Below are 11,930 nucleotides of genomic sequence, written 5' to 3'. Positions count from 1 at the left end.
CCGCACCCCGGGCGGGGTGCGGGCCTCGTGCGGCGTGCTGACCGGTCCCGTCACGACGGGACCGGCGAGATCACTTGAGGGTGACCGTGGCGCCGGCGCCCTCGAGGGCAGCCTTGGCCTTCTCGGCCGTCTCCTTGTTCGCGCCCTCCAGGACCGGCTTCGGGGCACCGTCCACGAGGTCCTTGGCCTCCTTCAGGCCGAGGGACGTGAGCGCGCGCACCTCCTTGATGACCTGGATCTTCTTGTCGCCGGCGGCCTCGAGGATGACGTCGAACTCGTCCTTCTCCTCCTCGGCCGGGGCGTCGCCCGAGCCACCCGCGGGGGCGGCGACCGCGACGGCGGCGGGGGCGGCGGCGGTGACCTCGAAGGTCTCCTCGAAGGCCTTCACGAACTCGTTGAGCTCGATGAGGGTGAGCTCCTTGAACTGCTCGATGAGCTCGTCGGTGCTGAGCTTCGCCATGATGGCGTTCCTTTCGGTCGGTGCTCGGCAGCGGCCCTTTGCGGGCCTGCCAGAAGCGGGGTGTGTGCTTGCGCTGCGTGGATCACGAGACCGGGGCGTGCCCCGGGCGCGGGATCAGGCGGCAGCGCCCTCCGATTCCTGCTTCTGACGCAGGGCATCGATGACGCGGGCGGCCTGGGCGGTGTTCGCGGTGAAGACGTAGGCAGCCTGGAAGAGCTTGGCCTTCATCGCGCCGGCCGCCTTGGCCAGCAGGACCTCGCGGGACTCGAGGTCCGCGAGCTTCGTGACCTCCGCGGCGGTCAGGGGGCGCCCGTCGAGGACACCGCCCTTGATGACCAGCGCGGGGTTCGCCTTGGCGAAGTCACGCAGACCCTTGGCAGCCTCGACCGGGTCCCCGGTGACGAAGGCGATTGCCGACGGGCCCTGCAGGTCGGCGTCGAGTCCCTCGACACCGGCCTCCTTGGCCGCGATGGCGGTCAGCGTGTTCTTCACCACGGCGTAGGTTGCGTTGCCGCTGAGCGACCGACGCAGCTGCTTGAGCTGCGCGACGGTGAGCCCGCGGTACTCGGTCAGCACGGCAGCGTTCGAGTCGCGGAACTTGTCCGAGATCTCGGCGACTGCGGCTGCCTTGTCCGGCCTCGCCATGGCAATCCTTCCGGTGGTGGTACCACCGGCGTCCGTCCCGGAACGAGAAAGAGCCCCGCGCAGGCGCGGGGCTCGCAGTCGCACGCGCGGCGGGGCCGGGCGGACGTCGTCGATTCGCTACCTGCGCTGGCCTCCACCTCGTGGTGGGACTTCGGTCCGTCACGTCCTGCAGACGGAGTCTGCGGGCAGCATCGGACGACCGGCGGTCTTGGGTACACGCCCATCGTACGGGACGTCGGCGGGTGCTCCAAACCGCGGTCGCGCACCGAGGCGCTGCCTCCGCTCCCCTGCCCGGTCAGAGCACCAGCGGCCCGAAGCACACGAGCGGGACGGGCTCGGGCTCGTCGGCGACGGCGCGGGCGAGCGCCGTCCCTGGCATGGCGCCGTCGCGCAGCTCGGCGTGGAGCGAGGGCATGACGCGCGCGGCGACGTCGTCGCGCAGCGGGGCGACGCTCGCGACCACCGCTCGCGCGCCGAGGCGCAGCAGCACGCTCGTCAGGCCGAGGGACTCGCCGCCGATGCGCGGCGTCGAGAGCCCCACCTCGCACGCCGAGAGGACCACGACCACGCCGTGCAGGTCGATCCCGTCCAGCTCGTGCGCGAACAGCGGGCCGTCGGCGAGCCGCAGGGAGGAGAAGAGCGGGTTGTCGGTCTCGTGCGTCCCGTGCGCCGCGAGGTGGACCACCCCGGCGCTCCGGAGGCCCTCGACCACCGCCTCGCACGTGGCGTCCTCGCCCGCGAGGGCCTCGGAGCCCTCCCAGACCGACGCGACGAGCTTGGCCTCCGCACCCGAGAACCGCAGCCCGGGGCCGGCGACGACGAGCGCCTCGTCGGCACGCCGCGTCGGGTCCCCGACCCGCAGGTCCACCCACGAGTTCGCCCACGTCCGTCGCCCGCGCCGTGACGGCAGAGAGGCCCACGGGAGCGCGAGCAGGAGGTCGCGCGCGGCGAGGTGCAGGTCGCCGTCGGCCTCCAGAGGGACGACGAGCGCGTCGTCGAGCGCGGTCAGGGTGCGCGTGAGCGACGCGACCGCCGCCTCCCGCATCGGGACGGGGATGAGCACGTTGGAGAGGACCGCGAAGTCGGCCCGCGCGCGGCGCACGCGCTCCGCGACCGTCGTGCGCGGCGCGAGCCGCACGAGCCGCGTCCCCGCCGCGGACACGCGGACGGCGAGGACGTCGTCGCCCTCGACCACGAGGTCGGCGACCACGGCGTCGGAGCCCGCCGCGGCGAGCGCGGCCCGGAGCCGGCGCTCCGTCGTGGCCAGCGGCGTGGCGGCCTCTCCCCCGTGCTGCCAGGCGCGGCGACGCGCGTCGTCCTGCAGCCGACGGGCAGACCGCAGGTGGTCCTGGCGACGGGCGAGGTGCGAGGGGTCCGAGGGCGCGCCGAGCGCGCGGGCTGCCTCGACCTCGCGGCGCGCCGCGGCGAGGAGATCCGCGAGGACCGGGTCCGACGGAGGCCGCACACGGCCGGTGCCGGCGAACGCCGCGCGGCCGCGCTCGACCGCGTCGAAGATCGTCCCCGGGCGCCGCGTCCGCAGCGCCGCCGCCACGTCCACGTTGCCGAGCCGGACCCCGTGAACGGCCGACGCCGTCACCGCGTCCACGGAGCCGAGCCGCGCGCGGTGCTCGGCGAGGGCCGACTGGCCGCGCCGCACGGCCCGCACGCCGCCACGGCGGTCCCCGGCAGCGAACGCGAGCTGGGCGAGCACGGCCTCGTGCTGCAGCCGCACGGGCAGCGGGGCGCGGTCGAGCCGCCCGGGAACCTGCGCCAGGACGTCCTGCGCGGCGGGAACGTCCCCCGCGGTCACGAGCCACTCGGCCGCGAGGAGCTGGGCCGGGATCGTCACGCCGAGGCCGGCGGCTCCGCCGAGCGCCTCGCCCTCGCGCGCGAGGGCGAGCGCCCAGCCGGCGTGCCGCCGTGCCGTCGTCGGCGTCACGCCGTCCGACCGGTGCTCCGTGAGCGCCGCCTGCAGCTCGGCGACGCGGGCTCGCAGCATCCACGGGGTGTTCCCGAGCCGGTCGAACCGGCGCGACGCCGACCGGGCCAGGCGGCGGGCGTCGGCGTAGCGTCGCAGGCCGAGCACGACGCGCGACCGCACCAGCTCGACCTCGGCGAGGTCGCGCAGCATGCGGTAGCGCGAGAGGTGCTCGCGCGCCTCGCGCAGCGCGTCGTCGGCCTCGGTCAGCAGCCCGGCGTCGAGCAGGACCTGCGCGCGGTCGATCAGACCGACCGCGGCGTGCCGGTCCGGCGCCTGGTCGGCGGCCTCGTCCATCGCACGCAGCGCGACCGGGAGATCGCCACGGAGGTACTCCGCGTACCCGAGGTTGTGGCGCGCCTTGGAGACGAGGAGGTCGTCCCCGAGCGCGACGCCCCGGCGCACGGCGTCGTCCAGGTCGCGGCTCGCTCCCTCGGCGTCGCCGAGCTCGAGCCGCAGCGACCCGAGGTTCAGCATGAGCACCGCGGCGTCGAGCGGGCGCGCGTCGTCGACGCCCGTGGCCGCCTCCTCCATCTCGACGAGCGCCTCCCGCACGTCGCCCGTCCGCAGCCGGAGGAGCCCGCGCTGGGCGCGCACGACGAACTGCAGGTCGTACATGCCCAGGGCGGCCCCGCGCTCCTCGAGGAGCGCGAGCCGCCCGAGCGCGTCGTCCAGCGACCCGGACAGCTCGAACTCCGCGACGGCGCGACTCATGCCTGCCCGGGCGGCCACGTACACGGCCTCGCGAGTCGCCCCGTCCCCCTGCGCCTCGACCTCGGCGACGATCTCCTCGAAGGCACGGATCGCGCGCCGGTGGCGCCCACGGGCGTTCGTCGCCTGTGCGGCCGCCAGGCGGGACTCGAGCACCGCCTGGTTGCTGACCACTCATCACCTCATGCGTCGTCACCCGGGGTCGGGACCAGACCCGTCGCCAGGGTAATGGACGGCCACAGCCAGGCGCAGCGCTCGGGCGCACCCCGGCCCGGGTCCACCACACCGGGCGCGGTCGGATCGTCGGCGATGCGGTCGAGCAGCGTGGCCGCCAGCTCACCGGCGAGCACAGGTGCGGCGAAGGACGTCCCGCTCCACGTGGCGAACCCGCCCTGGAAGCCCTCAGGGTCGATCGTCGCGCGGAAGCCCGGGCCCCACAGCTCGCGCACGTGCCGGGACGGCGCGACAGCGCCGTCGATGGTCCGCGGGATGGTCGAGACCAACGAGGCACCGGGCCGGGTGCACGTGATCCACGGACCGTCGTTGCTGAAGAGCGACACCGTCCCGTCCGGGTTCTGGGCTCCTACGGCGAGCACCGGCGGCTCGTCCTCGAGGAGAGCGACCCCGTCGAACGGGACGGGCGGACTCACCTTCCGGTCGATGCGCGGGGCGAACGCGGCCGGGTAGGTCGGCCGGGTCTGCCCGTCGTTGCCCGACGAGACGACGACGATGACCCCGTAGCGACGGAGCGCTCGGATGAGCGCTCCGAACGGGGCGTCGAAGTCGGCGTCCTCGGGACGCTCGTGGTAGTAGCCGAGCGAGAGCACCAGGACGTCGATCGGCGCGTAGCCGTCGCGGCCGGTCAGCCCGAGGACGTGCCAGAGCAGCAGCCTCCGCAGCGAGCGGAGGAGCTCCCGCTCGGGGACGACCCCCGACCCTCCGTAGAGACGCGGGGCGAGGATGACGGCGTCCGGGCAGAGCTGGTGGACGAGGCCCGCGATGAAGGTCCCGTGCCCGGCCACGGCGTCGAGCGGCCCGGTGAGCGGCGAGACCGAGACGCCTCCGATCTCGGGATCCTCGTACGGGTACTCCGTCGGGGGGAGGGTGGAGAGGGGCTGCCCGAGGAGCTCCGGGTCGCGCACGACGACCGTCCCCCGCGTCTCCAGGTCGTCGTCGAACCACGGGTGCTCGCCCACGCCGGTGTCGAGCACCGCGACGACAGGACGCCGCACCCCGTCGCCCGACACGTAGGGGTTCGCGCCGGCGGGAAGCCTGCGCCGCGGCACGGGGCCGATCCAGCTCACCGGTGTCCGTCCGCCGGATCCCGGCACGGCGTACTCCGCGGTCCCCGCACCGAGCGACTGCGTGTACGGCAGCGGCTGGGTATACGGCAACGGCTGCGTGTACGGCAGCGGCTGGGTATACGGCAACGGCTGCGTGTACGGCAGCGGCTGCGTGTACGGGAACGGCTGGGTGTAGGGCTGGCCGCCGATGAACGGCGTCGGCGCGATCATGTGGTCCAGAGCGAGCCGCGGGCTGCACCCGTCGTCGGGGCACAGCCGCCCGCGCAGCTCCTCGATCAGCCCCCAGGCATCGGGGAGCGCGCCCTGGCGGTCGTCGCGGTAGTGCAGACGCACGGAGTAGCCGAAGGTCTTGAGCAGGTCGCGCGTCGTCTCGGGGTCGAGGTCGGCCTCGCGCACGAGCTCGGCGTCCTCGATGCTCTCCTCCTGCACCTCGACCCGGAGCCCGCGGTCGGCCGCCGCGCGCTCGAGCCACCGGAGCGAGCGGTTGCCCTCGCGGTCGAACGGCGACTCGGGGATGAGGATGCGGTCGCCGACATACCACGTCGGGTGGGGGGACTGCTTCCCCGCGCGGCGCGGCGCGCTGACCGGGTCGATCGTGCGCGTGCGCCACTGGAGCCGGTTCGGCCTGTCGCCGTAGTAGCCGGGGCCGGTCACGTCGACGGGGGGTTCGGGGGTCTCGCTCACGTGCTCCTCCTCGAGGGATGGCGTTCAGTCGGTGCCGCGGGCGTCGACGTCGACGGGCGCGGCCGCGCACGGGTGCGCGGAAGGGGGTGGGGGGGGGGGGGGGCCCCGGGGGGGGGGGGGGGGCTTTGGGCCCCCGGGGCCACGAGGGCGGCTACAGCTCGACGACCGGGGTGCTCACGGCGCCGCCGGCGCCGTCGGCACGGCGCACGACGAGGCTCGCCGGGCCGCGGTCGACGGCGTCGAAGACGAAGCGGCCGTCGTCGTCGCTCGTGGTCTCGCTGACGGTGCCGGGGCGGTGCAGCTCGACGCGCAGCGCCGTCGCCGGGGCGGCCCAGCCGTCGATGCGGATGCGTCCGTCGTCGGTCGCCGACAGCGAGATCATGACCGTGACGGACTCGGACGTGAACGTGATGGTGCGCGCCTCGACGGGCGGCGCGTCGCCCCGCACGGACATCTCGGGGACCTGGACGTACTCCAGCTCCATGACCTCGGCCTCGAGGCCGGCGAGGGTGATCGCGAACAGCGACCGCTCCACGAGGCCGTCGGGCACGGGGTCGATCTCCTCCGCGATCCGCGCCAGCTCCGCGAGCAGCGCGAGGTCGACGGCGTCGAGCGGCTCGTCGGGGCTGTGCGTCGGCTCGGTGCTCATGATGCTTCCCACGATTCCCCCTGGTCGTCGATGATGTCGCGCAGCTTGGCGAGGCAGCGACCGCGCGTGGAGCCGATGCTCCCGACGGGCATGCCGATCGCGGCCGAGATGGCCTTGTAGTCGGGTCGGTCGGCGAGCGACACCAGCCGCAGGAGCCGCCGGCAGCGGTCCGGCAGCTGGTCCAGCGCGGCCCACAGCGTGCGGTCGCGCTCGTTGCGGAGCACCTCGACGTCCGGCGTCGGGTCGCCCGAGGGGAGCTCCGGCACTCCCTCGTCGGTGTCGTCGGGGAGCTCGGTGCGGCGCTTCGCCTCGTCGCGGTGCTTGCGCACGGCCTCCCACGCGGCGCGCTTGGCCGTGATGAGCAGCCACTTGAGGACGGCGTGCGGCTCCTTGATCGTCATCGCGTTGCGCACGAGCGCGACCCACACGGTCTGGACGATGTCGTCGGCCTGCTCGCGCTCGACGCCCTGGGCCCGCACCGTGTGCCAGAGCAGGGGCGTCGCCTCGCGGACGAACTCGCCGAGGGCGTGGGGGCGACCGTCGCGGTACTCGAGGAGCGCGAGCGCGCCCCGGTCCCCCAGGCTCAGCCCGGGTTCGTCGGTGTCGGCCACCTCGTCGGTCGTTCTCGTCATGGGGGGCACTGTCCTCGGCACGCTCGTCCGTCCAGGCATCAGCGGGGGGTCCCCGGAAGCGCCTGATTCTATGGCCGGGCCGGTGGGGTCGACAACCATCGTCACTGGTCACACCCCTCCTGGCTCGTGCGGCTGCGTCCCATCTCGCTCCTTCGACACGCGGGTCGGAGCGTCGGCCGACACTCCTCCACCGGGACAAGAGGGACGGGTCACCCGTCTGATACATCCGTCGCCCATCGTTCGTCGCGACGCCGCCCACCGGCCTCAGGATCGCCGTCGGGCCGGGTCGCCGTCTAGGTGTTCCCCCGTATGCCGGGCCCGGGAACTGCCGGGGAATCCCTCATGCCACGGGACGGCACGGGCTCCTAGCGTGCAGGACGACCCCTGCGCCCACCGCGGGTGCGGACCGGCGGGGCCGCGACGTCGCGACCCGCCCGAGCACGAGGAGCACTTCCGTGACACCAGTCCTCTCCGGCCGCGCGCGCGGCCGTACCGGGCGCGCGCTGCGCGCCCTCGCCACCGTCGTCGCCGCCGCGACCGTCGCCGCGGGCGGCGCCCTCGCCGCAGCGCCCGCGACCGCGGCGCCCGCGCCGGCCGTCGCCGCACCCGCCGCCGCGGCGTCGGGCAGCACGCAGTGGCTCACCGGCTACTGGCACAACTTCGACAACGGCTCCGTGACGATGCGCCTGTCGGAGATCCCGCAGGCGTACAACCTCGTCGCGGTCGCCTTCGCCGACAACCTGGCCGGAACGCCGGGCGGCATCACGTTCAACCTCTCCAGCGCGGAGCTGGGCGGCTACACCGAGGCGCAGTTCAAGGCGGACATCGCGACGATCCGCTCGCAGGGCCGCAAGGTCGTGCTCTCCGTCGGCGGCGAGAAGGGCAACGTCGTCGTCTCCAACGCGACGGAGGCCAAGAACTTCGCCGACACCGCGTACGGGCTCATGCAGGAGTACGGCTTCGACGGCGTCGACATCGACCTCGAGCACGGCATCAACGCGACGTACATGTCGAGCGCGCTGCACCAGCTCTCCGCGAAGGCCGGCCCGAGCCTCGTCCTCACGATGGCGCCGCAGACGATCGACTACCAGGCGACGAGCATGGGGTACTACCAGCTCACCCTCGCGATCAAGGACATCCTCACGATCGTCAACACCCAGTACTACAACTCGGGCTCGATGATGGGCTGCAACCAGCAGGTCTACTCGCAGGGCACGGTCGACTTCCTCACCGCGCTGTCCTGCATCCAGCTCGAGATGGGTCTGCGCCCCGACCAGGTCGGCATCGGCGTGCCCGCGGTCCAGAAGGCCGCCGGCGGTGGCTACCAGCCGCTCGCCAACGTCGTGAAGGCCGTCGACTGCCTCGAGGTCGGCACCGGCTGCGGTTCGTTCAAGCCCGCGACGCCGTACGGCAAGATCGGCGGCGTCATGACCTGGTCGATCAACTGGGACAAGACGAACAACTACCAGGTCGCCTCCGTCATCGGCTCTCGCCTCGCCAGCGGCCCGACCACGCCGACGGACCCCACGGACCCGACCGACCCGACCGACCCCACGGACCCGACCGACCCGACCGACCCCACGGACCCGGGCACCTGCACCGCCCCGGCGTGGTCCGCGTCGGCCGTCTACACCGGCGGCAACCGCGTCTCCCTCCAGGGCCACACCTACGAGGCGAAGTGGTGGACGACGAACGAGAACCCGACGCAGAGCGGGCAGTGGGGCGTCTGGAAGGACCTCGGCGCCTGCTGACGCCGTCCCGCTGACCCACGACGGGCCGGCGTCGCACCGGAGGTGCGGCGCCCGGCCCGTCGCCCATCTGCTGGTCCCCTCTGCTGCCGAACCCGGGATCCTTCCCGAGAGACGACCGATGCTGGGGAGGCATCCCGGGCTCGGCGTTGGTGGCAGGACGCGTACGGAGACGCACGACGGCGCGGCACCCTCGCAGGGTGCCGCGCCGTCGTGCGTGGTGCGGGTGGGAACCACCCGCGGGGAGGACTGCCGTCAGGCGGCGTCGTCCTCCAGCAGCTTCGTCGTCTTGGACTGGTCCAGCGGGATGCCGGGGCCCATCGTCGTCGTCAGCGTGGCCTTGGTGATGTACCGGCCCTTCGAGGACGACGGCTTGAGACGCAGGACCTCTTCGAGGGCCGCCGCGTAGTTCTCCACGAGCGCCTTCTCGTCGAACGAGACCTTGCCGATGATGAAGTGCAGGTTCGCGTGCTTGTCGACGCGGAACTCGATCTTGCCGCCCTTGATGTCGGACACGGCCTTCGCCACGTCCATCGTCACGGTGCCGGTCTTCGGGTTCGGCATGAGACCACGGGGACCGAGCACCTTGCCCAGGCGGCCGACCTTGCCCATGAGGTCCGGCGTCGCCACGGCGGCGTCGAAGTCGGTGTAGCCACCGGCGACCTTCTCGATGAGGTCGTCGCCGCCGACCTCGTCGGCGCCGGCCGCACGGGCCTCCTCAGCCTTCGCCGCGTTCGCGAAGACGATGACGCGGGCCGTCTTGCCCGTGCCGTGGGGCAGGTTGACCGTGCCGCGGACCATCTGGTCCGCCTTGCGCGGGTCGACACCCAGGCGGAACACGACCTCGACGGTCGCGTCGTACTTCACGGTCGACGTCTCCTTGGCGAGACGGACCGCCTCGAGCGGCGCGTAGAGACGCTCGCGGTCGATCTTCTCCTCGGCGTTGCGGTACGCCTTGCTGCGCGTTGCCATCTGCTTCTCCTTCTGCAGTCGTGGTCTGCGGGTCCGCGCGGACCCTGCCACTGCCGTCCACGGTCGTGGACGGACGGTCTTGGTGTGCCGAACCCCGGATCGCTCCCCAGGAGGTCGTGACCGTGGGGAACGATCCAGGGGTCGGCGGGGAGGGGCGTCAGCCCTCGACGGTGATGCCCATCGAGCGGGCCGTGCCCGCGATGATCTTCGACGCGGCGTCGAGGTCGTTCGCGTTGAGGTCCTCGAGCTTGGTCTGGGCGATCTCGCGCACCTGGTCGGCGGTGATCTTCGCGACCTTGACGGTGTGCGGCGTGGCCGAGCCCTTCTGCACGCCCGCGGCCTTCTTGATGAGCTCCGCGGCCGGCGGGGTCTTCGTCACGAACGTGAACGAACGGTCCTCGTAGACCGTGATCTCCACGGGGATGACGTTGCCGCGCTGCGACTCGGTCGCCGCGTTGTAGGCCTTGCAGAACTCCATGATGTTCACGCCGTGCTGACCGAGCGCGGGGCCGATCGGCGGGGCGGGCGTCGCCGCACCGGCCTGGATCTGGAGCTTGATGAGGCCGGAGACCTTCTTCTTGGGAGGCATGACTCTTCCCTGACTTTCTTCTCGTGGGCCGACGCCGTGGGCGATGACCCGGTTGCAGTACTGCGCTCACGCGCGCACGGCCGGTGCCGTGCGGCGCGTCAGATCTTGGCGACCTGGTTGAACGACAGCTCGACCGGGGTCTCCCGGCCGAAGATGGAGACGAGGACCTTGAGCTTCTGGTTCTCGACGTTGATCTCGGAGATCGTGGCAGGCAGCGTGTCGAACGGGCCGTCCGTGACGGTGACCGACTCGCCGACCGTGAAGTCGACCTCGACCGGTGCCTTCGCGGCGGCCTGGGCGGGCTTGCCGGGCTCCGGGGCGGGGGCCAGCATCGGCGCGAGCATAGAGAAGACCTCGTCGAGCGTCAGCGGCACGGGCTGGTGGGTGTGTCCGACGAAGCCGGTGACACCCGGGGTGTGGCGCACGGCGCCCCACGACTCGTCGGTGAGGTCCATGCGGACGAGGACGTAGCCCGGGATGCGCACGCGTCGGACGATCTTCTTCTGCGCGTTCTTGATCTCGGCCACCTCCTCCATGGGGACCTCGATCTGGAAGATGTAGTCCTCCATGTTCAGGCTCTGGATGCGGTTCTCCAGGTTGGCCTTCACACGGTTCTCGTAGCCCGCGTAGGAGTGGATGACGTACCAGTCGCCGAGCTGCGTGCGGAGCGTGCGCTTGAACTCCGCGACCGGGTCTTCGATGACGTCGCCGTCCTCGTCGGCGGGACGGTCGTCCTCCGACGCCTCGTCCTCCGACGCGTCCTCGTCCACCTCGTCGACCGCGGCGTCCGCGTCGGCCGTCTCGTCAGCCTCGTCGACCGCCGGGACGTCCGTGGTCTCCTCGACGTCGTCCTGGGCACCCTCGGGCTGCGTCGGGTCGACGTTCTCCGTCTGGTCCAGCGACTCCTGGGACACGAACGAACCTGCTTTCTGACGAACTGCTCGATGACTTCTTCTGGAAGCGCCGACGGCGCCCCGAGGGGCGCCGGAAGCCGTGGTGAGGCCCGGCACGACCGGGCGGAGGGGGCTCGCTAGCCGAAGACCCACATGACGGCCTTGCCGATCCCGAGGTCGAGCACGGTCACGAAGGCCATGACCACGACCACGAAGACCAGGACCACCGTCGTGTAGGTGATGAGCTCCGAGCGCGTCGGCGTGACGACCTTGCGGAGCTCGGCGACCACCTGGCGCACGAACAGGGCGATGCGCGCGAAGATGTTGGGCTTCTTGTCCGCGGACGGACGGCCCTTCTTCTTCACCTCGTCGGCGCGTGCGCCGCCTGCACCCACGGCCTCTGACGGCGATTCGCTCACTCGTTCTTCCCCATCGCTCACGTGCGGGACCTGCTCGAACCCTCGGTGCGACCCGGTGCCGGGCCGCGCGTGGTTCCCGGGAAGGTCCCACGAGAGCCACGCCGTGCAGGGTAGACAGGACTCGAACCTGCAACCTGCGGTTTTGGAGACCGCTGCGCTACCAATTGCGCCACTACCCTTCGTGCTCGACGACGCCGTACGAGCCCCCGGCCCCGGGACGAAACACGCGTCTCGGGCGCGGGCCAG

The 11,930-nt window shown here is 72.5% G+C and carries 11 protein-coding genes and 1 tRNA gene; 1 reads left to right on the top strand and 11 read right to left on the bottom strand.

Annotated elements, in window-relative coordinates; all coding sequences use genetic code 11:
• Window positions 1–70: 70 nt before the first annotated feature.
• The 6 genes from rplL to ABRQ22_RS18640 all read right to left on the bottom strand — a co-directional run bounded on the left by rplL (window position 71) and on the right by ABRQ22_RS18640 (window position 7,063).
• Complete coding sequence (gene rplL, locus ABRQ22_RS18665; protein WP_021483444.1) at window positions 71–460, bottom strand: 50S ribosomal protein L7/L12; 390 nt, start codon at window positions 458–460, stop codon at window positions 71–73.
• Between the two features lie 114 nt (window positions 461–574).
• Complete coding sequence (gene rplJ, locus ABRQ22_RS18660) at window positions 575–1,105, bottom strand: 50S ribosomal protein L10 (protein WP_021483443.1); 531 nt, start codon at window positions 1,103–1,105, stop codon at window positions 575–577.
• A 295-nt stretch (window positions 1,106–1,400) separates the two neighbouring features.
• Entirely contained in the window at window positions 1,401–3,968 is a 2,568-nt protein-coding gene (locus ABRQ22_RS18655) for a CHAT domain-containing protein (protein WP_353707797.1), read from the bottom strand.
• A gap of 8 nt (window positions 3,969–3,976) precedes the next feature.
• Complete coding sequence (locus ABRQ22_RS18650; RefSeq protein WP_353707796.1) at window positions 3,977–5,782, bottom strand: S8 family serine peptidase; 1,806 nt, start codon at window positions 5,780–5,782, stop codon at window positions 3,977–3,979.
• A 151-nt stretch (window positions 5,783–5,933) separates the two neighbouring features.
• Window positions 5,934–6,431 carry a hypothetical protein gene (locus ABRQ22_RS18645; RefSeq protein WP_170227215.1) on the bottom strand — a complete coding sequence of 166 codons (498 nt, stop codon included), beginning with the start codon at window positions 6,429–6,431 and terminating at the stop codon, window positions 5,934–5,936.
• On the bottom strand, window positions 6,428–7,063 hold the full coding sequence (locus ABRQ22_RS18640; protein ID WP_353707795.1) for a sigma-70 family RNA polymerase sigma factor: 636 nt from the start codon (window positions 7,061–7,063) through the stop codon (window positions 6,428–6,430). Before ABRQ22_RS18640 ends, ABRQ22_RS18645 begins: the two co-directional genes overlap by 4 nt.
• Before the next feature lie 455 nt (window positions 7,064–7,518).
• Here ABRQ22_RS18640 and ABRQ22_RS18635 point away from each other — a divergent pair, with 455 nt between their 5' ends.
• Window positions 7,519–8,814 carry a glycosyl hydrolase family 18 protein gene (locus ABRQ22_RS18635; protein ID WP_353707794.1) on the top strand — a complete coding sequence of 432 codons (1,296 nt, stop codon included), beginning with the start codon at window positions 7,519–7,521 and terminating at the stop codon, window positions 8,812–8,814.
• Window positions 8,815–9,066: 252 nt separating this feature from the next.
• Here the strand turns inward: ABRQ22_RS18635 and rplA are convergent, their stop codons facing one another.
• From rplA to ABRQ22_RS18610, 5 genes are all read right to left on the bottom strand, one after another.
• Window positions 9,067–9,783 (bottom strand): 50S ribosomal protein L1, encoded by a 717-nt coding sequence (gene rplA / locus ABRQ22_RS18630; RefSeq protein ID WP_047233800.1) that lies wholly within the window; start codon window positions 9,781–9,783, stop codon window positions 9,067–9,069.
• Between the two features lie 157 nt (window positions 9,784–9,940).
• Entirely contained in the window at window positions 9,941–10,372 is a 432-nt protein-coding gene (gene rplK, locus ABRQ22_RS18625) for a 50S ribosomal protein L11 (RefSeq protein ID WP_047233799.1), read from the bottom strand.
• A gap of 98 nt (window positions 10,373–10,470) precedes the next feature.
• On the bottom strand, window positions 10,471–11,286 hold the full coding sequence (gene nusG, locus ABRQ22_RS18620) for a transcription termination/antitermination protein NusG (RefSeq protein WP_253055118.1): 816 nt from the start codon (window positions 11,284–11,286) through the stop codon (window positions 10,471–10,473).
• A gap of 116 nt (window positions 11,287–11,402) precedes the next feature.
• Window positions 11,403–11,630, bottom strand: a complete 228-nt coding sequence (gene secE / locus ABRQ22_RS18615) for a preprotein translocase subunit SecE (protein ID WP_253055143.1) — start codon at window positions 11,628–11,630, stop codon at window positions 11,403–11,405.
• A gap of 160 nt (window positions 11,631–11,790) precedes the next feature.
• Window positions 11,791–11,863 (bottom strand) — tRNA-Trp (locus tag ABRQ22_RS18610).
• Window positions 11,864–11,930: the final 67 nt, after the last annotated feature.

This window comes from Cellulosimicrobium sp. ES-005, from assembly GCF_040448685.1.
GTDB classification, from domain to species: domain Bacteria; phylum Actinomycetota; class Actinomycetes; order Actinomycetales; family Cellulomonadaceae; genus Cellulosimicrobium; species Cellulosimicrobium cellulans_G.
This window is presented reverse-complemented; position numbering and strand designations above follow the sequence as displayed.